At 47.6% G+C, this 22628-nt stretch carries 17 protein-coding genes; 9 read left to right on the top strand and 8 right to left on the bottom strand.

The window, feature by feature from the left end:
* Window positions 1-16 precede the first annotated feature (16 nt).
* Together K5Q99_RS02250 and K5Q99_RS02245 are read right to left on the bottom strand one after the other, a co-directional pair.
* Window positions 17-1642, bottom strand: a complete 1626-nt coding sequence (locus K5Q99_RS02250; RefSeq protein ID WP_220775910.1) for a M16 family metallopeptidase — start codon at window positions 1640-1642, stop codon at window positions 17-19.
* The gene (locus K5Q99_RS02245) at window positions 1639-3057 is read right to left on the bottom strand and encodes a M16 family metallopeptidase (RefSeq protein WP_220775909.1); all 1419 of its coding nucleotides are present in this window, start codon (window positions 3055-3057) and stop codon (window positions 1639-1641) included. Before K5Q99_RS02245 ends, K5Q99_RS02250 begins: the two co-directional genes overlap by 4 nt.
* Window positions 3058-3274: 217 nt before the next feature.
* Between K5Q99_RS02245 and K5Q99_RS02240 the strand changes: the two genes are divergently transcribed.
* Window positions 3275-4102 carry an N-acetyl-ornithine deacetylase gene (locus tag K5Q99_RS02240; RefSeq protein ID WP_106649586.1) on the top strand — a complete coding sequence of 276 codons (828 nt, stop codon included), beginning with the start codon at window positions 3275-3277 and terminating at the stop codon, window positions 4100-4102.
* A gap of 94 nt (window positions 4103-4196) precedes the next feature.
* Here K5Q99_RS02240 and K5Q99_RS02235 read toward each other — a convergent pair whose 3' ends face one another.
* On the bottom strand, window positions 4197-5111 hold the full coding sequence (locus K5Q99_RS02235; protein ID WP_106649587.1) for a L,D-transpeptidase family protein: 915 nt from the start codon (window positions 5109-5111) through the stop codon (window positions 4197-4199).
* Window positions 5112-5990: 879 nt separating this feature from the next.
* Between K5Q99_RS02235 and K5Q99_RS02230 the strand changes: the two genes are divergently transcribed.
* Window positions 5991-7721, top strand: a complete 1731-nt coding sequence (locus K5Q99_RS02230; RefSeq protein WP_106649588.1) for a potassium/proton antiporter — start codon at window positions 5991-5993, stop codon at window positions 7719-7721.
* Window positions 7722-7811: 90 nt separating this feature from the next.
* On the opposite strand, the gene K5Q99_RS02225 is transcribed toward K5Q99_RS02230, so the two are convergent.
* Window positions 7812-8738, bottom strand: coding sequence for an LpxL/LpxP family Kdo(2)-lipid IV(A) lauroyl/palmitoleoyl acyltransferase (locus K5Q99_RS02225; RefSeq protein WP_220775908.1), 927 nt, complete (start codon window positions 8736-8738; stop codon window positions 7812-7814).
* 103 nt (window positions 8739-8841) lie between these two features.
* Between K5Q99_RS02225 and hldE the strand changes: the two genes are divergently transcribed.
* The 4 genes from hldE to K5Q99_RS02205 all read left to right on the top strand — a co-directional run bounded on the left by hldE (window position 8842) and on the right by K5Q99_RS02205 (window position 12468).
* Window positions 8842-10272, top strand: coding sequence for a bifunctional D-glycero-beta-D-manno-heptose-7-phosphate kinase/D-glycero-beta-D-manno-heptose 1-phosphate adenylyltransferase HldE (gene hldE, locus K5Q99_RS02220; RefSeq protein ID WP_220775907.1), 1431 nt, complete (start codon window positions 8842-8844; stop codon window positions 10270-10272).
* Complete coding sequence (locus tag K5Q99_RS02215; RefSeq protein WP_220775906.1) at window positions 10269-11096, top strand: hypothetical protein; 828 nt, start codon at window positions 10269-10271, stop codon at window positions 11094-11096. Before hldE ends, K5Q99_RS02215 begins: the two co-directional genes overlap by 4 nt.
* 151 nt (window positions 11097-11247) lie before the next feature.
* Window positions 11248-11727, top strand: a complete 480-nt coding sequence (locus K5Q99_RS02210) for a TetR family transcriptional regulator (RefSeq protein WP_106649592.1) — start codon at window positions 11248-11250, stop codon at window positions 11725-11727.
* 156 nt (window positions 11728-11883) lie between these two features.
* Window positions 11884-12468 (top strand): hypothetical protein, encoded by a 585-nt coding sequence (locus tag K5Q99_RS02205; RefSeq protein WP_106649593.1) that lies wholly within the window; start codon window positions 11884-11886, stop codon window positions 12466-12468.
* A gap of 87 nt (window positions 12469-12555) precedes the next feature.
* Here K5Q99_RS02205 and K5Q99_RS02200 read toward each other — a convergent pair whose 3' ends face one another.
* The 4 genes from K5Q99_RS02200 to K5Q99_RS02185 all read right to left on the bottom strand — a co-directional run bounded on the left by K5Q99_RS02200 (window position 12556) and on the right by K5Q99_RS02185 (window position 17730).
* Window positions 12556-13878 (bottom strand): alpha/beta hydrolase, encoded by a 1323-nt coding sequence (locus tag K5Q99_RS02200; RefSeq protein ID WP_220775905.1) that lies wholly within the window; start codon window positions 13876-13878, stop codon window positions 12556-12558.
* Between the two features lie 217 nt (window positions 13879-14095).
* On the bottom strand, window positions 14096-14488 hold the full coding sequence (locus K5Q99_RS02195; protein WP_220775904.1) for a hypothetical protein: 393 nt from the start codon (window positions 14486-14488) through the stop codon (window positions 14096-14098).
* 219 nt (window positions 14489-14707) lie between these two features.
* Window positions 14708-16192 carry a Re/Si-specific NAD(P)(+) transhydrogenase subunit beta gene (gene pntB / locus K5Q99_RS02190; protein ID WP_220592128.1) on the bottom strand — a complete coding sequence of 495 codons (1485 nt, stop codon included), beginning with the start codon at window positions 16190-16192 and terminating at the stop codon, window positions 14708-14710.
* An 11-nt stretch (window positions 16193-16203) separates the two neighbouring features.
* On the bottom strand, window positions 16204-17730 hold the full coding sequence (locus tag K5Q99_RS02185; protein WP_220592129.1) for a Re/Si-specific NAD(P)(+) transhydrogenase subunit alpha: 1527 nt from the start codon (window positions 17728-17730) through the stop codon (window positions 16204-16206).
* 418 nt (window positions 17731-18148) lie between these two features.
* Between K5Q99_RS02185 and K5Q99_RS02180 the strand changes: the two genes are divergently transcribed.
* From K5Q99_RS02180 to K5Q99_RS02170, 3 genes are all read left to right on the top strand, one after another.
* Window positions 18149-19948: an assimilatory sulfite reductase (NADPH) flavoprotein subunit gene (locus K5Q99_RS02180; protein WP_220775903.1), complete on the top strand. Its 1800-nt coding sequence runs from the start codon at window positions 18149-18151 to the stop codon at window positions 19946-19948.
* Window positions 19949-20045: 97 nt separating this feature from the next.
* Window positions 20046-21743: an assimilatory sulfite reductase (NADPH) hemoprotein subunit gene (gene cysI, locus K5Q99_RS02175; protein ID WP_220775902.1), complete on the top strand. Its 1698-nt coding sequence runs from the start codon at window positions 20046-20048 to the stop codon at window positions 21741-21743.
* Entirely contained in the window at window positions 21736-22518 is a 783-nt protein-coding gene (locus tag K5Q99_RS02170; protein WP_220775962.1) for a phosphoadenylyl-sulfate reductase, read from the top strand. Before cysI ends, K5Q99_RS02170 begins: the two co-directional genes overlap by 8 nt.
* Window positions 22519-22628: the final 110 nt, after the last annotated feature.

Raw genomic sequence — 22628 nt, 5'->3', positions numbered from 1 at the left:
TTTTTGCATTCAGAATTTAATCCACTTTTACCCTTTCAAGCTGCCACTCTGGTAGCTTAGAGGTTAAGTCTGGGATTATTTTATCGATATCGCCCCGCAAGATAATCAATGGCTCACCGCTAAACGCCCCGTTGGCTAACTGCTGCAGCCTTTTTGGCGTTAGCGCCTGCAACTCTGCATTCAGCTTTTGCACATCAACTTGAGTTAATCCTGTCGCAATTTGTTGGAGATATTGGTTTTCACGCTGAATGCTGTTGTCTTGGCTGAGCACATCCTCCCCCATCAAATAGGTTTTAAGTGCATTGATTTCGCCTTGGCTGGCACTTTGGGTTTTAACGAGCGCGAGGTGATCGAGTATGCCCGCCACAAACGCGCCTGTATGTTCTATGGCTGTACTGCCGTAAAACTTGATGCTGCTGGACAGCGGTGCATTGGCGCACTGGCCGTAAATGCCATAGGTGAGACCGCGCTTTTCCCGTAAATCATAATAGAGTCTGCCCGAAAAACTGCGCCCCATCAGCGCGGATAAACTGCGACAGCCTAAGGCGACTTCCTGTGAACTGAGTTGACTCGTCTCGGACGTATCGCCTAATTCACTATCTACGGTATGACCTATGGCATGATTTATGGAATGGTCTATGCGATAGCCTATGCGATAGTCTATGCGATAGCCTAGGCGGACTTGGGTCTGCACGCTGCCCGGCGCATCGATAAGGTAAATCTTCTTGGTTTGCTTAGGTGTGGTTGTTTCTAGCTTATCTGCGTGCGGTGACGATTTAGACAAGGATTTAGGCAAGGATGTCGTCAACATAGGCCACTGTTTGATGCTGGCTTGAAGATCAAACTCGACGTTTTTAGCCTGCGAGTTGGGTAAAAAAAGATGCCACTGTGCTTGCGATACCGCCTGCTGCTGGATCTGTTGCAGTTGCTTTAGGCTGAGTGAATCGAACAGCTCATCATTATTGAGCACTTTATTGTAGGGATGTTCAGGCCCGAGCAATTTCTCGCGCCACACTTTATCTATCTCGGCGCCACTAAAGGCATTCAAGTGCTTATTGAGCTTGAGTTGGCGGCGAATATTGTCAATATCGACGGGGGCGGTTGCCGCATCAACAAAGGCATCTGACTGCCAAAATTGCACTAGTAAGCCATAGATATGATTAACATCGTCGGGGCAGGTGAGGCTTAGATTTATGCTATGCAAGCTGACGCGAATACTGAAGGTCTCAAGGCAGGGGTCTGCGAGATGAATGGCCAGTGCGCGGGCTTTCTCTTGCAAGGCAAGCTGTAAAATATCGGGATTATTGAAGGAAGTCTGTGGACTTATCGCCGCTAAACTGATCCTGTTTATCGCACTGCTATTGCTTTGGACTAAGGCAAGTCTATGTAACTGATAGGGTAAATCCAACTCGGTATGCACTTCATCGCTAAACATTGGATCCGTTACGGGGATGATGACGCCGCTTTCGGGTAAATGAGTGCTCAAAGAGTTAGGTGTGTCAAAGCTCGCTAAGCTCGGCGGTTCGGTCGGCGTAAAGACGATTTGCGTTTGCTGGCAGGCGCTCAGTAATAACGCCGCTGCGCAGCACATTAAGCTGTGTAGTTGCTTAGGTCCAAGAGATACAGCGGTGAGATTCATCATAATACCGCATCCTCTAGGCTGTCGCTTACATCACCAGGCAGCCATTCCAGCAGTGTTTTTCCCCAGCGAATATACCAAGGTGGCAGTAGGTCGACCCGTACATAGTCTTGAGTAAAATACTGTTTTGCGACTCTTCGGATATCGCCTGCCGTGACCGCATTAATCCGCAGCCACTGCGCGCTAAAGGGATGGTCTTTATCTTGAACTGAAGTCGCCGAAAGCTGTGTGGCTAATGCTTGGGTGTCACTGAGTTGTTGTAATCGATTGTTTAACCACACTTGTTTAAGTGTGCACAGGCGAGTTTCATCCAGAGTCTCTTGCTGTGTTTGTGCGACAAGTCCGAGTACTTTTTCCACTAAGGTATCCAGTGAAGTGCGAGCGCGAGGAACCAAGACAATATTGGCAATCCCATGATTTTCTAACTCAAAGGGCAGGGAATAACTGAGCATTTGCGCAGGATTATGTTGGCTCATTTTAGCAATTGCACTGGCGCTATTTTGAAATAAATAGCCTTCGAGCAGTTGAATCGCCGCCGCATCGGGATGATCTTTACCTACGGTATGCCAAGCGAGCAATAATCCAGGCCAAGGCCCGCGCTCATCGACCAACTCAGCATGTACTTGTTTAGGCTGGATGTTCAATTCAGTGAATCTAGGCTCAGTCGTCGTTGGTTTAGGCCAAGTCGCAAAATTTTGCTCAATCCATTGCTGGGTTTGTGGACTTAACTTGCCGACAAGGGAAAGCTGCATGGCGTCGGGACGATAATAAGCACGGTGAAAGGCAGTGAGACTTTCAGGTGTGGCTTGCAAGATATCTTCACGACTACCAATAATACCGTGGCCGTAGGGTGTGCCTTGCACTTGCTCGAGTAAGAACGCCATCGCACTGCGGACATAGGGTTGATTATCTATGGTTTGCGCCATTTCCTGCAGTACGGTTTCTTGCTGATTTTTAACGGTAGTGGCATTAAGGCTAGGGCGGATAAAGCGGTCGGCCTCAAGATACAAGCCCAGTTCTAATGCTAGGCTTGGCAGCGTCACATAGTAATTGGTGTAGTCAAAATGGGTGCTGGCATTAAAACGTGCCCCTAATGCACTGAGCTGCTGGGCATAGGTATCGCCGGGGGCATTCTCACTGCCCTTAAATAACATGTGCTCAAACAGATGGGCATAACCGCTCTGGCCCTCAGCTTCGTTGCGGGCGCCTAAATTAAATTGGCTGGCGATGGTGACTGTCTGTTTATCAGCCATGGGCAGTAAGCGCACCGTTAGGCCATTTTCGAGAGTGTAGGTTTTTAGGTTCGCTTCGAGTGTGTATAAGGCGCGTGCATCTTGCTCGGCGCGGCATTGCGCCTGCAGCGTATTGCTAAAAACACTGGTCGCAAGGGCAATAAAATAGGCGATGTGAGTTCTCATAAGTGCATCCTGCCGAGCATATTGGTTGAATTCGTTAAAAGATTCATCGAAGCTGAATGCCGTAACTCAGTGATGATTAACCCTACAACAGGTATCGATACCTATTGCGATATGGTTAGCGACTGCTCGGATTTCATCGAAATCAGTTGAATAGCATTCAGTTTTTAAAAAGAACTGCTATGATGGCACAGTTCTTTTTCTGGCATAAGTACAAGATATGGTAAGCAGATCTCCGTTCGAATCCTTTCAGTGGAAAAGCGATATTTTTAACTGTGAAAGCACTGATATTGATAATTTTTATCTGCTGCTTGAGCAGGAAATGACCCGTTTGGGCATGGTTGAGAAGAATTTGGGTGAAGTCGGTAAATACAAGGTTAGCTTGTATCAGTCTCCCGCCGCTAAGTCAGGCTTACCTTCTTTATTAATCAGCGCAGGATTTCATGGCGAAGAATCTGCAGGCCCTTGGGGTTTGCTGCATTTTTTGAGTGAAGCTTCAGCAGACTTATTTGAACGGGTGAACTTGAGTTTATTGCCCCTCGTTAATCCAACCGGATTTAGCCGCGGCCATAGATTTAACAAATACGGCGAAAACCCGAATCGCGGTTTTGTATTTGAGAATGGTAAACCTAAAGCCAACGAACATACGTCGGTGGAAGGTAAGTTGTTGTTAGACCATGCACAGTTACTGCTTGCTGCGAGTCGAGACGGTATTTTAACTTGCCACGAAGATGTCTTGAGCCGTGAAGCCTATGTGTATTCTTTTGAGCCAAGCCAAGTGCCAGGACGCTTTAGCCTCGATTTGCGCGATACCTTAGGCGGTTATTTCCCGATTGCTGTGGATGGCGAGATTGATGCGTGTCCAGTGAAGGATGGCTTGATCTTCAATCACTTTGATACGTCGTTTGAAGCGTGTTTAGTGCGAAGCGGTGCCCGTGTCGGTGCTTGTACTGAAACCCCTGCGCTGCAAAACTTCGATCAACGCGTATTGGCAAACAGTGCTGCTATGACTCACTTCTTAGCCCTATGTGCGCCATTATGTGATTGATCTTGTTATTCTATTAGGTGTTTAATCGCCTGATAAATGACAAAAAAATACCCGCAGATAGCGGGTATTTTTTTAGGTGATATTTGCCGGTGAATTATTGATTAATTCGCATTGGCACACCGGTACGCTCATCGAGCAGCTTTTTGATCACAGAAGAATTTGTGTCAGCTTTAGCGATAAACTTGGCGATATCTCTAGGTAATGAAATCGCGACTGGCTCATTGGATTCAAACTCAGCCACAGTACGAGACAGAGGTTGATGCACGGCTAAGTAGCGCTTACCGTCTGGCTCTTCGGTTGCTTTAATCGGCTGGTTCACGAATTGTACACGGGTGCCCACAGGTACGTTCTTGAACAAGTGCTCGATATCATCGTGGCGCAAACGCACACAACCTTGGCTGACACGTAAACCGATACCGAAACTCGCGTTAGTACCGTGAATCGCATACAAGTTGCCGATATACAGCGCATACAGTCCCATAGGGTTGTCTGGACCCGCTGGCCATACTGCTGGCAGGATTTCACCCTTAGCAGCATATTCTTTACGAATGCGCGGTGTCGGGGTCCAAGTTGGATTGGCACGCTTACGTTGTACTGAGGTCACCCAGTTTTCTGGTGTGTCTTTACCAATTTGGCCAATACCAATAGGCAGGACTTCAACTGTTTTTTTGCCTTTTGGATAGTAATACAAACGCATTTCGGCCACGTTGATCACTATGCCTTCACGGGGAGCGTTAGGCAGGATCAGTTGTAATGGAATTAACAGTTGGCTACCTGGCTTTGGCAGAAATGGATCTACACCTGGGTTAGCTTCGAGTAAGTTACTAAGACCGAGCTGGTATTTGGCAGCAATATCTTCGAGAGTGTGTTTACCCTCTGGAACCGTATAATACTGGTTCTCGCCAATTAGCCTGCTTTGGGCGGCTGGTAAAGGATATTCCGTTGCTAAAGCGGACAGACTAGGGAAAACCAAAGTCAATAATAAAGCTGTGGTGCGAAGCATACTCATAAGCGGATACTACGATTCCTGTTAATAAAAAAGCGTGTTTAACGCAGCTTTCTCTGTTAAAACGAGAGCGGCAATTTGACGAGCAAAATGCACTGGCGCGCGAAGCTCGCATCCTTCCTTATTTTGGACATTATTTCAACTGAAATATGATCCGTACAGCGTATTTATCGCTTAATTTTTGTTTTAACGGTTTTCTTCGATGACTGAGGTTGTCAGTATTTAGACTTACCGTTAAACCCTCTGCCTACTTTATCGCCCTATGCGCTGCAATCCCCTGTTTTAGGCTACTGTGCTGTAGTGCTTCTATGATGGTCGCTCAGCCAAAAATGATGGCTGAATGGATTGGTTTTAAGAAAATAGCGTGCGTGCACTTGCTTAAGATACTTTTTGAACTAGGTGATGCTCAATCTGACAAAGTCCGCCGAGTTGAATTGATTGTTAGATAAATAGTGTGAAAACAATTAGCTTGAGAGTGATGTTCGAATATTCGCCGTTTCACTCGACATTGTTTTATCTGGTGCAGAATTCACTATGATACCCTTAGTTTATACAGGTTTATCAGCCTGGTTTGGCTTTAATGATTTAAGTTTATGTTGAGTTCGTTGTTTTTAACTATCTGATATTCATTTATTTTAATTTTTATAAGTCGTGTGGAAATGTTCTGCTGTTATTTAGGTTTTACGTTAGCCTTTATCTCAAGGTTAATGCAAAGTGACATTTATGGCATTTTCTATGTAGATGATTGAAATTTAATATTTAACGCTCCAATAATTCGCTATTTTTGTGCTAATATAAAATCATAAAATTGTAAGTTGAGTCATTTTTAACCTCGGTGATTTGTCTATCGTTTAACTAAACAACCTGTATAAGGAGGCGTTTGTGGATGCAAATTCCATCAATAGTTTTTTTCTGATTGGCGCCTTGCTTACTGCTGTGAGTGTTTTACTCAGTCCCATGTCTTCCCGTTTGGGTATCCCGATTCTTTTGATCTTCCTTGCCGTGGGTATTTTGGCTGGTGAAGATGGCCCTGGCGGCATACTGTTTGATGATTATTCCACTGCTTATTTAGTCAGTAACTTAGCGCTAGCTATCATCTTACTCGATGGCGGTATGCGCACCCGTGTCGCCAGTTTTAGGGTGGCGCTGTGGCCTGCATTATCCCTAGCGACCTTTGGTGTTGCTATTACCACAAGTATCACAGGCATGATGGCCGCATGGCTATTTGACTTGCATTGGTTGCAAGGTTTGCTGGTGGGCGCGATTGTGGGCTCGACTGATGCCGCTGCGGTATTCTCTTTATTGAAAGGGCGCAGTCTCAACGAGCGGGTTGGGGCAACCTTAGAAATTGAGTCCGGCAGTAACGACCCTATGGCGGTATTTTTAACTGTGACGCTGATTGCGATTCTTGCCAATGTGGACACTGAGCTGTCCTTCAGCTTTATGTTTATCAGCTTTATTAAGCAATTTGGTCTGGGGATTTGCTTAGGTTTAGGCGGCGGCTGGATGCTGTGGAAGCTGGTTAATTTGAGCAAATTAGCCGACGGTCTGTACTCTATTTTAGTCTTAAGCGGTGGGCTGATCATTTATGCGGCGTCCAACAAACTTGGCGGCAGTGGTATTTTATCGATTTACTTAGTCGGGCTTTTCCTCGGCAATAAGCCGACCCGTGGCCGCCATGCGATTTTGAACGTGTTGGATGGTATGACATGGGTCAGCCAAATCGGCATGTTCTTGGTATTAGGCTTATTGCTTACCCCTTCCGATTTAGTCGATATCTTGATCCCAGGTTTTGCGCTGGCATTTGGGATGATTTTATTTGCTCGTCCTGTCGCTGTGTGGATCAGCCTATTGCCCTTTAAGAGCTTCAGCAGTCGCGACCGCTGGTTTATTTCGTGGGTAGGATTACGCGGCGCTGTGCCTATCATCTTGGCGGTGTTCCCTATGATGGCGGGCTTACCGGGCGCTCAGTTGTACTTCAACTTAGCCTTCTTCGTTGTACTAGTCTCGTTACTGGTTCAAGGTGCGTCTTTGACCACTGCGGCGCGTTTAGCTAAGGTGGAACTGCCCCCAAAGCCGTTGCCCGTTTCGCGTTCGGGAGTTGAAATTTACCCGAGCAGCGAATGGGAAGTGTTTGTTTATCGTTTGAGTGAAAGTAAGTGGTGTATTGGTGAACCGTTAAAACGTTTAGCTATGCCAGATGGAACACGAATTGCGGCGGTATTTAGGGATGACACTTTACTGCATCCATCGGGTAGCACTCGCCTCGAAGCGGGCGATATACTCTGCGTGCTGGGTCAGGAGCGCAGTTTAGAAGCCTTGAGTAACCTCTTTAGCCAAGCGCCAGAAAATAAAGAAGTACAACGTTTCTTCGGTGATTTCTTTATTGAAACAGACGTTAAACTTGCGGATCTCGCACCAATTTATGGCTTGAGCTTAGATAATCTCGCTGACGATATGACAGTTGCCGATCTGGTGGTGTCACAGCTTGGTGCAAACCCTGTGCTGGGCGATCAGTTCCAATGGCAGTCGTTGCATTGGGTGGTGGCGGGGCTGTATGAAGGCAAAGTCACTAACGTGGGTATTCGTTTACCGACTGAGAATGCGCTCTAATTCTATGTGCTAGATGGTCCTTACCATCGAAAGTCACCATAAAAATGCCAGCTTATTTGCTGGCATTTTTGTATTTAAAAACTGAATGAGTTACTGATATAAAGATTTGTCCGTTGGATCGGGACGGGTCTTAAAGCGGCGATGTAACCACATATATTGGGCGCGGTTCTTATCTATGATGCTCTCAATGATTTTGTTACCGCGAATAGCATCGGCTAATTCATCTTCACCGGGGAAATTATCCAGCGGTGGCATCACTTCAATCCGATAGCCCTCATCGCCTTCGGTACGTTCCACAAAAAAGGGCAAGACTTTGGCTTTGCCGAGTTTGGCTAACGTGGTGGCACCCGTAATGGTTGCCGCATCTGGCATGGCATAAAACGGAATAAATACCGCGCTTGAGCGGCCAAAGTCTTGATCGGCCGTGTACCAAATGACATCGGGATTACGCAGGCAGCGCACCATTTGGCGCAAGTCGCGTTTAGAAACCAGCCCTTTATTCGAGCGTAAACGGCCTTTAACTTGGAGGTATTCCATCACAGGATTGTTGTGTGGGCGATACACTCCCACGCCGGGTTGGAATTGGCCGAAGATACGTGCGCCCATTTCCAGCGGTAAACAATGCACGGCAAAGAGGATGACGCCGTGGCCTGCATCGAGAGTGTTTTGCACGTGTTCTTTGCCTGTGATGCTCATGTGCTGCTGCACTTTTTCATCGGACCACCACCATGCATTGATGGTGTCGAAAATGGCTTTGCCCGTTTCTTCAAAGTTACGCTTGAGCAGGGTTTCTCGCTGTGCTTCTGACATTTCAGGGAAGCAAAGGGCCAAGTTACGGCGCGCCGTATGAGTGCGACTGCCTGCAAATTTCATCACTAAGCGACCTAAACCTTTACCCAGTTTCATCTGCCATGAGAGCGGTAGAAGCTGAGTTAAGCGCATCAAGAATACGCCAAACCACATGGGCCAATGCTTAGGATGATATAAAGAAGATGAAAACTCGGCTTTCTCGACCACAAAAATACTCACTACTTTTGAAAATTACTGCTTATTCTAACTCAATTTTTACTGAAAATTAGGTACAATCACGGTTTAATTTCTGCATAAAGATAAGAGCACTATGAAGGTTTCTCTGCCAGCATTTGAAAAAGCCAGAGTGTTAGTCGTCGGCGATGTGATGTTAGACCGCTATTGGGTTGGCCCTACGGGACGTATCTCCCCCGAGGCCCCCGTACCTGTGGTGAAGATTAATCAAGTCGAAGACAGACCCGGCGGCGCGGCCAACGTGGCGCTCAATATCGCGACCTTAGGTGGTCAAGTCCAACTTGCAGGGCTCGTCGGTCAAGACGATACCGCCAACGCCCTAACGCTCGGCGTGCAAACCTTAGGGGTTGAACCCCAATGGTTAACCATTGCAGACAAGCCAACCATCACTAAGTTGCGGGTTTTATCGCGTAATCAGCAGCTTATTCGACTCGACTTTGAAGAAGCCTTCGACAAGGCCGACAGCGTGCGTTTGCTCAAGCAATCTGAGGCCTTACTCGATTCCGTCGATGTGGTGGTGTTGTCAGATTATGCCAAGGGCGCTATCGATCAGCCGCGAGATTTTATTGCTTTAGCGCGTTCAAAAGGTGTGACGGTGTTAGTCGATCCTAAGGGCAGTGACTTTGGTCGTTATCAGGGGGCGTCGTTGATCACCCCGAATATGAGCGAGTTTGAGGCGGTTGTGGGCACTGTGACCTCAGAAGCGGATCTGCTGGAAAAAGCCCGTGGCTTACTTAAGCAACATCATTTTGATGCCATCTTAGTCACCCGCTCTGAAAAGGGCATGACCTTAGTGACCGCTAATGCGCCCGAGCTGCACATTCCTACCGTTGCCCGTGAAGTCTATGACGTGACCGGCGCTGGCGATACTGTGATTTCGGCCTTAGCAACCTCATTAGCCGCGGGCGCCGATTTACCCCAAGCTTGTGCAATTGCGAACACAGCCGCTGGCGTGGTGGTCGGTAAACTTGGCACTTCTACCGTGAGCCGCATTGAGCTTATTGAAGCGTTAGCTTTGCACCATGGAGAATCGGGTTTTGGAGTGGTAAGTGAAGATCAACTCGCCTATGCCTTAGAGCAAGCCAAACTGCGCGGTGAGCGTGTGGTGATGACCAATGGTTGCTTTGATATTTTGCATGCGGGCCACGTGAGTTATCTCAAACAAGCCAAAGCCTTAGGCGATCGTTTGATTGTGGCAGTAAACGATGATGCCTCGGTTAAACGCCTAAAGGGTGAGGGTCGTCCGGTCAATCAGGTGGATCGTCGTATGGCCGTGTTAGCGGGCTTAGCCTCTGTCGATTGGGTGGTGCCTTTTAGTGAAGATACGCCGCAGCGCATCATTACTCGATTGCTGCCAAATCTACTGGTTAAAGGCGGCGACTATAAGCTGGAAGATATCGCAGGCGGCGCTGAAGTGATTGCCGCTGGCGGTCAAGTGCAAGTGCTGGGATTTGAGGATGGCATTTCGACCACGGCGATTATTCAAAATATCATGGCGAATCAGTGAGCTTAGTTGCTCTAGTATTCGCATCTAGCCTGTCTTGGACGCCCATCGCCGATAAGCAGGCTTTGATTTGCCCTTTATCAGAGCTGGGCGCTTGCTTGGCATTATTGCCTAAGCAAGTGTTGGCGCAGCTGCCCGCTACGTTAGATCAATTTAGGCGCGATTTAGGCCAGCGAGGCGCCATGGTCATGCCCGTCGATGACAATAAGATTGCGGGCCTAGTCTTAGTCAACGAGTTGCAGTCGCCGCAAGTGCAGTTAGCCAGTGTCGATCTGGTGACCTATCAATTACCTTTGCTCGAACAGCCGCAATTAACCCTATGGCATGAGCTCGGTCATTTGGAGAACCTCGCCCTACAAGGCACAGTATTACCGACTCAATTGAGCGCATATCAGCATGAATGGCTAGCCGATATTTATCTGGTTTGGCGTATCGCGCGGGAGCGAGGTGATTTTACCTTGGCATGGCAGCAATACCATAGACGCAATCTCGATGCGTTAACAAGTCCGCAATACTTGTCGCACTGGAGTTCGCCTATGCTGATACAAGTGTTGCGCCACTATAAGGTGGCTCACGTGGCGAGTTTTGCCGATTATCGGGATTTTTTGGCGGATTTTTATCCTAAAGCCGAGCAATTAGCGCCGAGGTTATTAGGCGAGTATTCGAGCTTAATGCAACGCACTTTTGGCGCGAGTGTGTTGCAACCCCTTCCTGAATATCTATTTTGGCGAAAAGCCGAACTTGGACATTATCTACAACCCACCTTCGTTTTACTCATGGGCGAGGAAAAAGCGCATAACTGGTTGGTACAAAATTCAATGTTATGAAGGTGTTAATGAATTCTATGTTTAAGCCTGTTTTAAACTGAACCCTAGCTGAACAAAAGCGAAATACGCTGGTTGCAGCCGAGTGAACAGCAGTAATCCCTGAGCGGCTTTGGTAAGCTTTCCCCCTAAAAATAAGAGGGGAGACTTTACTATGGCTAAGCGCTCGCGAGTACAAACTGAGCAAACCATAAATCAGATTATGGATGAAGCGTTAAGACAAATTTTGACTATCGGCTTTGAGACTATGTCTTATACCACGTTATCTGAAGCAACGGGGATTAGCCGCACAGGTATTAGCCACCATTTTCCACGCAAGAGCGATTTTCTCGTTCGTTTAGATAGCCGTATTGGTAATCTATTTGTTGCGGCTCTGGATTTTTCTAGCCAAGAGGCATTAGAAACATCATGGATGCAGGCTATGCAGGAAGAGCATTACCGCGCAGTATTGAGACTGTTCTTTAGTCTTTGCGGTGGTGCCAACAATGAAATCACTCTCTTTAGAGCGGTGAGCACAGCACGTCAACAAGCGATTGCTGAGTTAGGCTTAGCGGGTGATCGCACGATCAACCATCTAATAGGCCGTACTGCTATGATGTTGTTGTCCAATTTTGATGTGGCAAAAGCAGCATAAAAGACTGACCAACAAATATAAAAATGGAGCCCGATGGCTCCTTTTTTATGGGGGAAAATCGTGATTTTTACTGAGGAAACTCATTCTTTTGTCATGTAAGATAGGCCCTTTATTGCGTTATACCGCTTTTTACTCTTGATTTGACAGGATACACATATGGACATGAACCCTAGCCCTAATGCCGCCGATGCTCCCAAACGTAACATCAAGCTCGATAATACAGAGCTCATCAAAACCAGTTTTTGGGTGAGTCAGGTCTTTATGATCATTGCGACGGTTGTCGGGGTGTATTTAGCCGCGCAAGAAGGTTTATCGCAGGCGATTAAGTTCGATAACTTAAGTAATATGCAAAACAACTATCATCTGCGCCATGCGCTCTATGATGAAGTGAGTGATAACGTGGCCACTTTGAGCCGTTATGTCGACATGGTTGAAACGGTGAGCGGTAATAGCTTAGTGAAAATGCGCCCGCAAATGGGACTGTTTGTTTGGGATAATATGCGCTATTCAGCCAATGCCCTAGAGACGCCGAGTCATATCTTGTCCGATATTCGTCGTTTTTATTTAGAGTCTGAGCAGATCATCAGTAATATTGAAACCCGCCACTACAGTGTTTCCTACGGCAAGGGCCTGCTACAAAATTTACTGAGTAAGATCCAAGAAGATACCTTGCCGAAGCTTAAAACGAATTATGAAACCCTGTCAAAAGAGCTTAACGATAACGACATTGCTGTAGATTAATCCATTTATAAAGTCGATGTTGGCCTTAGCTAAGCACAGTTAAAGGGCACGTTTGCCCTTTAACTGTGCTTGAAGTATTTGCATGCGCTAAGGTGCCAGTTCCCACCATTCCCAACTTTCTAAACCTTGTGATTTCGCGAGGAAGAGTGCGCGTTGATGCGCTTTTAGAGCAGCATCTTTATTACCGAGTGCGGCATAGCTTAGGCTCATCTGTTGCTGCCAATCGGCGCTTAGCTCACCTTCTGTTTTTGCACTGAGTAATATTTGCTGCGCTTTATCAGCCTGTTGTTTATAAATAAAGACTTTCGCGAGCCCAATACATAATTCGGTATAAGATGCTGGTAATTGCTGTTTGGCATCTTTTAGGAGTTGATCAATTTGCCCTTCTTGTTTTGAAATAAACACATATTTAGCGAAGGTATAAGCCTGTAACCATTCGAGTTGAAATCCTGCCCAAGTTTGTTGTTTAGCGGCAAATAAATCGAATACATCGGCGTACTTTGGCAATTTCACTAGCTCATCAAGGTCGATAAAATACTGGGGTGAAAGAAAAGCCAGAGCATCCAATAGTGCAGGCATCGCTGTAGTGTAGTGGTTTTCATCCGGAAACTGTTGGAACTGCCAACGCCACTGTTGATTTGCAACTAACTCGCTTGCTATGGGGTTAATCGCATCGACCATCTCCACCACGCCCATACCTTGTTCGTTGGCTACAGATAAAAACAAGGGCGGCAGCTTAGATTTGTCCTGCTGTTTTTGTTTGAGATATTGAGTGAATAGGGCGTTGCTGCTGTAGTTGTCGAACCAAACGCTTGGGCTCATGGCAAGATAGGCGTTAAAGGGCGTATTCTGCTGCATCATGCTATACAAGGTGAATAAGCCCCCAAGAGAATATCCTGCCAAGGCATTGTTACCTGAAGTGCGAAATTGCTGATTGATTAAAGGAATGAGCTCCTGAGCTAAATAACTCTGCAACAAAGCTGCACCACCATATTCTGGATTATCCTCTGCCGCCCACGTGGTGCTTTTTATATAATCTGCTTGGCCTTGCAATGCGATTCCGACCACTATCATTGGTGGGATTTTACCGACGCGGGCGAGATTGTTGACCGCTGCTGATACGTGGCGAAATTGAAAATCTCCATCGATGATATAGAGCACCGGATACTGACGTTGGGTCGCGTGATAGCGTTCAGGCAGCGCCACCATATAGCGACGTTCGGCGTTATATAGATTGGAGTTATGGGTAAAACTTTGACCGTAAACTAAGTTGCTTCTCTCGGATACTGGCATTGTGTGAGTCGGACTATTCTCAGCCTGAACTGGTGAGATAAGGAAAATGCACGCTAACAAGGCGATGCGATTAATCTGGTGTCTAAGGGCTAAATATAATCTCAGTTTGCAGTCCATTGAGGTGATCCTTGTGATTCTGAGGTGCCTATCGAGAATCTTCTACGTTATGGTTAGGGGATGTTTAGAGACTTGCAGGAAAATTATCTATTCCCTTGAATGGTTTTAACTGATCCAGCGTAAATAGAAAAGATAAGTCTGCGTGCACAGGCAGCATAAATTGTAAGTAAAATAGAACAGAGTGAACGGGTTAACTATGGTCTAAATGGCATTTAGGTCATTTAGCGCCTTTTCTAAGTTGCTGCGGGTAAGGCGTTTTTATTTTTTGTTGCTGTAGATAAATACCAATAGCCATAAAAGTTAATACGGCAGCAATTGTGGCGCTGATGATGTGGTGAAACACTAAGTGACTTATCAGAAATGTGGGCAAGTCTTCTAAGCTGTCGATAAGTAAAAGCTTAGTGATTAAGCCGATATAGACCAGAAGATGCAGAGCCGCAGCTGTGATGAAAAGGCGTCTAAATTTACCAATCAGTTTGATATCCAAATTGAAATGAAACCAGCGACAAAATAGATACCCACTGAGGCCGATGGCAATCGATATCCAGCCAAGCCCGAGTAATGAGGCTTTGATTAATACGCCAGACAGGATAAACAGTCCAAGCAACATTCGCTCTTTCCTTTAAATAGCGTTAGATTCTACTTCGCATTTTGACCTGCGAAAACGATGGGGATTGTGGGCATGTAAAGCCTCACATCCTATGGGCGCGGAGACTAGCTTAAAAGGCTTAAAGAAATGTGAAATGAAAAGGGAGCCTAAGCTCCCTTTTATCATTGAAACTGGGTGTTTCGCCTAAGCGATTGCCACTCTGCTGAAGTTACATCAGACTCAAAGTGCTTTTAAAATCGCTTCGACACTGGCTTTTGCATCCCCAAACAGCATTTGGGTATTTTCTTTGAAGAACAGTGGGTTTTGCACGCCGGCATAACCTGTGTTCATCGAGCGCTTAAAGCCGATAACGTTTTGTGCTTTCCATACTTCGAGCACAGGCATGCCTGCGATTGGGCTACCTGGATCTTCCATTGCTGCAGGGTTAACCGTGTCGTTGGCACCAATGACGAGTACTACGTCGGTGTCGTTAAAGTCTTCGTTGATTTCGTCCATTTCCAGCACGATATCGTAGGGGACTTTCGCTTCCGCCAGCAGTACGTTCATATGGCCGGGTAGACGGCCTGCAACTGGGTGGATACCAAAACGGACTTTTACGCCGCGATCGCGTAGCTTTTGAGTGATTTCAGCCACTGGATATTGCGCCTGTGCCACTGCCATGCCGTAACCTGGGGTGATAATGACAGAGGTGGCATTTTTCAGCATATCCGCCACATCTTCAGCGTTGGTTTCACGGTATTCGCCCATTTCTTCATCGGCTGTCGAGGCTACACCATCAGTGCCAAAGCCACCTGCGATAACCGAAATAAACGAGCGATTCATCGCCTTACACATAATGTAAGACAGAATTGCACCCGATGAACCCACTAATGCGCCGACCACAATCAAGAGGTCGTTCGACAACATAAAGCCCGCTGCCGCCGCTGCCCAACCTGAGTAAGAGTTCAGCATAGACACCACCACTGGCATATCCGCGCCGCCAATGGATGCCACTAAATGCCAGCCAAAGGCGAAGGCGATCAGCGTCATCAACAGCAGAGCTGGCATAGTGCCGCCCGTTTGGACGAAGTAAACCAGTAGGGCGAAGGCCACGAGTACTGCCACTAAGTTCAATTTGTGACGATGTGGCAGCATCAAAGGTTTTGATGAAATCAGCCCACGTAACTTACAAAAGGCCACGATAGAACCTGTGAAGGTGACCGCACCGATGAAGATCCCGAGGAAGACTTCGACTAAGTGAATGTTAAGCATGGCGCCAGTGAGATGCTCTTTGCTGGCAGCTTTTGCTGCTTCACTTAGGGCATCGTGCACTGCGGCGAGCGTCGTATTGATATCGCCACCGACAGCCACGACGACTTGCGATACTTCCTGTGGGTGCAAGTCGATAAAGCTGTTAAAGCCCACCAATACAGCGGCCATACCGACAAAGCTGTGCAAGATGGCAACCAGTTCAGGCATTTCAGTCATTTCGACTTTTAATGCTAAACGGATACCAATCGCGCCGCCAATCACCATGGCGATTAAGATCCACGCAATACCGTTAGTATCAGGGTTGAAAATGGTAGCCAGTAGGGCGATTGCCATACCAGCGATTCCGAATAAATTGCCGTGTTTTGCCGTCTCTTGCTTCGACAGTCCCGCGAGACTGAAGATGAAGAGAATGGCGGCAATAATGTAAGCTGCTGTTACCAGTCCTTGAGACACGTTAAACCCCCTTAATCCTTACGGAACATCTTCAGCATGCGCTGAGTGACGGTGAAGCCACCGAAGATGTTAATACTGGCGATCAGCACGGCGATAAACGCCAGTACAGTGACCAAAGTTGAACCCTGACCGATTTGCAACAGGGCGCCGACCACGATAATGCCTGAAATCGCGTTTGTGACTGACATCAAAGGCGTATGCAGTGAGTGGGACACGTTCCACACCACGTAATAGCCGACGACGCAGGACAGCAAGAATACCGTGAAATGCGACAGGAACTCAGGTGGTGCAACCGATGCCACGGCTGCAAATCCAGCAGCGCCTAAGGCGGCGAGCACGTACTTGAGCTTAGATGGCGCTTTCGGAGTGGTGTCTTTAGGCGCGATTTTCGCGGCAGGTTTTGCCGGCGCCGCAGAAACCGAAATCGGTGGTGGCGGGAAGGTCACTTCACCTTCTTTGATCACAGTCATGTTGCGCATGACCACATCATCGAAATTGATGCTGGCAGTGCCGTCTTTTTCTTTACACATTAACTTCATCAGGTTGACTAAGTTAGTACCGTAAAGCTGTGACGATTGTGCAGGCAAGCGACCGGGAAGGTCGGTATAACCAATCACTTTTACGCCGTTAGGAGTAACAAACAGCTCACCCGATTGGGTGTATTCGCAGTTACCACCCGTTGCAGCGGCTAAATCAACAATCACTGAGCCGCTCTTCATGCTATCGACCATAGCTTTGGTGATGAGCTTAGGCGCAGGACGACCCGGGATCAGCGCTGTGGTGATGATGATATCGACTTCTTTGGCTTGCTCGGCAAACAGCGCCATTTCGGCGGCAATAAATTCATCCGACATGGTTTTAGCATAACCGTCCGATGAGCCACCTTCTTCGTTACCAAAATCCAGTTTAAGGAATTGGCCGCCCATAGACTCAATTTGCTCGGCCACTTCTAAGCGGGTATCGAAGGCGCGCACTATGGCGCCAAGCGAACCTGCAGTACCAATGGCAGCAAGACCTGCCACACCAGCACCAATCACTAGCACTTTAGCGGGCGGCACTTTACCGGCAGCGGTAATTTGACCGGTAAAGAAACGGCCAAATTGATGCGCGGCTTCAACCACGGCACGATAGCCGCCAATGTTGGCCATAGAGGAGAGGGCATCGAGTGACTGGGCACGGGAGATACGTGGCACCATGTCCATCGCCATCACGTTGATTTTGCGTTTAGCTAACTTCGCAACCAGCTCAGGGTTTTGTGCGGGCCAAATAAAGCTGACGACAGTTGCTCCGTCTTTGATTTGTTCGATTTCAGCGTCGTTTGGCGCATTGACCTTAAAAATCAGATCGGCTTGCCAAACATCAGTTGTCACTTTCGCGCCTGCAGCCTCAAAGGCTGCATCATCGAAGCTTGACAGTTGACCCGCATTGGCCTCAATAACAACTTCAAAGCCGAGTTTTTTAAGCTGCTCAACGGTGGCTGGGGTCGCGGCGACCCTAGTTTCACCGGCGAGACTTTCTCTCGGTATTCCAATCTGCATGACTACTCCCTGATGGTTTATATAATCGTTGTGCCTGCTGTGCTTCCTTCATCGTACTCAACTGCACAATCTGTCATCGCCAGCATTTACTCAGCTGGTGATTCGAGCCAGTTGGGGCATTCAATCTAGGATGGACACTTTTGTTTTAAAAACAAACTATTCTGTGGGCAACAGAAATTACTGTTCGACAGGCTCATGACCATTGTGGCAATACTTTAGCTTGGCACAAGTGCATATTTCTCAAGCAGGCCGTTTCTGCACTGGTCGGATCAAAAACTTTTAACCAGTGCACACTTTTGTAGCTTAAATTTTGCACTTTGTATATTCCAAAATGGAATTAAAAATCCGATTTTATTCTTTTTTGCTTTTCTTAAACCGCGATAAGCTTGTGGACATTACACTGTCATAGGGCCGTCTCATGTTGTTAAAAGAACTTTCATCGCTGGCTTCGCCATTGTCTCAAGGACAAGTCGAGAAGCTAAAACAACTCACTTCTGAGTTAAGTGCTGTGCAACTGGCTTGGGTGAGTGGCTATCTTGCTGCCACCGCCAATGCTGGCCAATTAGCGCCCGCCGCAGAGGCGCAAGCGGCTCAAACCGTGACGATTCTTTATGGCAGCCAAACGGGTAATGGCCGTGGTGTCGCTAAAGCGCTCGCCGATAAGGCGCAGGCGCAAGGTTATGCGGTCAATCTGGCTTCAATGGGCGAATACAATGTTCGCCAATTGAAGCAAGAAACTGTGCTCTTGCTGGTGGTCAGCACCCATGGTGAAGGTGAAGCGCCGGATGATGCGATTGAATTACATAAGTTTTTAGCCTCTAAACGCGCGCCTAAGTTAGACCATTTACATTACTCAGTGCTGGCATTGGGGGATTCTAGCTATGAATTTTTCTGCCAAACCGGTAAAGACTTCGATGCCCGCCTAGCAGCACTCGGTGCTAAATCACTGTTACCTTTAATTGAATGCGATGTGGACTATGAAGCTGCTGCGGGTCAGTGGCACGCCGATGTGTTAGAGGCCGTTAAGCCGCTGATCGAAACCTCGTCCGCCAGTGTGGTATCTATCGGCACCGCTAAAGCGATTGGCGAAAGCGAATTTACTAAGCAAAATCCCTATAGCGCTGAAGTGCTTGTGAGCCAAAAAATTACCGGTCGCGGTTCGGACCGAGACGTGCGCCATGTAGAAATTGACCTTGGCGAATCAGGTCTAAGCTACCAAGCGGGTGATGCCCTCGGTGTGTGGTTTAGTAATAACGAAGTGTTAGTCGATGAAGTCTTAGCGGGTCTGTCATTGGCCGCCGATGAGTTAGTGACTCTAGGCACAGAATCCTTGACCCTTAAGCAAGCCTTGGTCGATAAGAAAGAGCTGACTCAGTTATACCCTGGATTAGTCAAAGCCTGGGCCGAACTGAGCGGCAGCGCTGAACTGCTGGCATTGAGCGAAGATAAAGAACAAGTACGTCAGTTTATCCTTAAGCATCAATTTGCCGATTTAGTCACTCAGTATCCGTTATCCAATGGTGCTGTGGCCTTAAGCGCGGCAAAACTACTTGAATTACTGCGTCCATTAACGCCAAGGCTTTATTCAATTGCCTCAAGCCAAAGCGAAGTCGAAACTGAAGTGCATTTAACCGTGGCGTTAGTGGAAGATGAGCGTCACGGCGCGGCCCGTTTTGGCGGCGCGTCACACTTCTTAGCCTCTGCGCAGGAAGGCACTCAGGTTAAGGTTTATGTTGAGCCTAATAAGCATTTCCGTTTACCTGAAAATCCAGAAACACCAGTGATCATGGTTGGCCCTGGCACAGGTGTTGCGCCGTTTCGTGCCTTTATGCAGGAGCGCGTAGCACAAGGGATCCAAGGCGATAGCTGGTTATTCTTCGGCAATCCTCACTTTGAGCAGGATTTCTTGTATCAAACTGAGTGGCAACAGTATTTGAAAAATGGCGATTTAAGCCGTATCGACGTGGCATTCTCGCGCGATCAAGCCCATAAAATATATGTGCAGCACCGTATTAAAGAGCAAGGCCAAGCCCTGTGGCAATGGTTGCAAAACGGTGCGCATCTGTACATTTGTGGTGATGCTGAACGTATGGCAAAGGATGTTCATCAAGCCTTGATTGAGGTGGCTGTCGAAGTCGGTGGTTTGAATACCGAAGCTGCGGAAGCCTATTTTGAAACCCTGCGCAGCGATAAGCGTTACCAAAAAGACGTGTATTAATCTCAACCGTTGCGCAGATAAGAAACGCATAAGAATAGCCAAAGCTGCACACGTGATGACCTGTGCAGTCAGCGAACCGAATTTAAGAGGCAGTTCCATGAGTGAGCAAAAGTTAGCGTTAAACGAATACCTAAAGACCGACAGTGATTACCTGCGCGGGACCATCAAAGAAGGCTTAGATTCTGCGGTAACCGGCAGTTTCAGTGACGGCGATCAGCAGCTGATCAAATTCCACGGCTTCTATCAGCAGGATGACCGCGATTTACGTAACGAACGTAAAGAGCAAAAACTCGAACCTTTATACAGCTTTATGTTGCGTGCCCGTGTACCTGGCGGTATTTGTTCTCCGCAGCAATGGTTAGGTGTGGACAAGATTGCCTCGATGCTCACCAGCTCGAACAGCATTCGTTTGACGACCCGTCAAACCTTCCAATACCACGGTATTCCTAAGCGTAACTTGAAGACCATTATTCAAGACTTAGATCGTGAAGCGCTGGATTCGATTGCCGCTTGTGGTGACGTTAACCGTAACGTGATGTGTAATCCTAATCCGGTGGAATCGAAACTGCACGAGCAAGCCTATGCGGTGGCGAAACAACTGTCAGATCATCTGTTGCCCCATACGCGCGCCTACGCCGAAATTTGGTTAGATGAAGAAAAGTTACTTTCGACCGAAGATGAAACCGTTGAACCTGTATATGGCAAAACTTATCTGCCACGTAAGTTCAAAATGGCGGTTGCGGTTCCTCCCGATAACGATGTTGACGTTTACACTAACGATTTAGGCTTTATCGCCGTTGCTGAAAACGGTGAGTTGGTTGGCTTTAACTTAACCGCTGGCGGCGGCATGGGCTCGACCCATGGCGAGGTGGAGACTTTCCCACGTCTGGCTGACGACTTTGGTTTTATCAAAACTGAAGACGTGATGAAGTTTGCCGAAGCTGTCATGACAGTGCAACGCGACAGGGGTAATCGTGTTAACCGTAAACGTTCACGCCTTAAATACACTATCGTCGACCATGGCTATGAGCAGTTTAAAGCCGAAGTCGAACTGCGCGCTGGGGTGAAGTTTGAGCCTAAGCGTGATGTTGTGATTGGCGATCGCGGCGACCGTTATGGTTGGGTTGAAGGCGTTGACGGTAAATGGCATTTAACCTTATTTATCGAAAGCGGCCGCATTAAAGATTTACCGGGCCAAACCCTGCAAACGGGACTGCGTGAAATAGCTAAGATCCACAAAGGCGATTTCCGTATGACCTCGAATCAAAACATGATCATCGCAGGTGTGGCGGCAGAAGATAAAGCCACCATTGAAGGCTTAGCCCGCAAACACGGACTACTGGGCCAAGTGTTGACGCAAACCCGCGGTCATTCGATTGCCTGTGTGGCTTTGCCGACGTGTCCATTAGCGATGGCGGAAGCCGAGCGTTATTTCCCTGAGTTTATCGATCATATCGATGCGCTGCAGGCAAAACACGGCATTAGCGAGCAAGCGATTGTCGTGCGTATGACGGGTTGTCCTAACGGTTGTGCTCGCCCATTTGCCGCTGAAATTGGCCTTGTGGGTAAAGCGCCGGGCCGTTATAACTTGTACTTAGGTGCAAGTTTTGAAGGGACTCGTCTGAACAAGATGCACAGAGAAAATATCCAAGAGGCGGACATTCTCGCCGAATTGGATACCTTGTTTGGCCGCTACGCCGTAGAGCGTGATGCAGGCGAAACCTTTGGTAACTTCACCGTCCGCGTGGGCGTTGTGAAGGCGGTTATTGATGCCGCTAAGGATTTTCATGGTTGATCTTGAGCAAAAAACCAGTGATACAGTGCCGACTGTGGTCAGCACGGCCGAGTTAACGGCGCTATTGAGTGCGCCCAAGACCGAGCAAACGATAGCGCTTGAGCGCATCAATCAGTTCTTAGCCGGATTGAGCGCACAAGAGCGAGTGCTATGGGGCTTAACTTATTTGCCCGGTAATCATGCGCTGTCGTCAAGTTTTGGGATTCAAGCCGCTGTGATGCTGCATATGGTGAGTCAGGCACAGGCGAATATTCCGGTTATTCTTACGGATACAGGGTATTTGTTCCCTGAAACCTATCGGTTTATCGACGAGCTGACAGAGCGTTTGTCACTGAATGTAAAAGTGTATCAAGCAGTGATCACAGCTGCATGGCAAGAGGCACGCTTTGGTCAATTGTGGGAGCAAGGGTTAGACGGGTTAGAGCAATACAACCGTTTAAATAAAGTTGAGCCTATGCAACGTGCTTTGGCCGAGCTTGAGGTCGGTACTTGGTTTGCAGGGCTGAGGCGCAGCCAAGCCAGCACCCGTGAGGCGCTGCCGATACTGGCGATTCATGGCTCTCGCTTTAAGTTACTGCCGATTATCGAGTGGTCGAATAAAGATGTGCACCTCTATCTGACTCAATTTGACTTGCCGTACCACCCACTTTGGGACCAAGGCTATGTTTCTGTGGGGGATACCCATTCGAGTAAACCACTCGAATTAGGCATGACAGAGGAAGAAACGCGCTTTAATGGGCTGAAACGTGAGTGTGGTCTGCACTACGAAATTTAGTTTCCGCATTGAAGTTTAGTCATCTTATTGATTTAAAATATTAAACGCCTCAATTACCATTGGGGCGTTTTTATTGCAGTTAGATAAGTCTTTGGTTGAATTTAATACTC

Source organism: Shewanella hafniensis, assembly GCF_019655335.1.
GTDB classification, from domain to species: Bacteria; Pseudomonadota; Gammaproteobacteria; order Enterobacterales; family Shewanellaceae; genus Shewanella; species Shewanella hafniensis.
The sequence above is the reverse complement of the archived record's forward strand: the minus strand, read 5'-3'. Positions and strand labels throughout refer to the sequence as shown.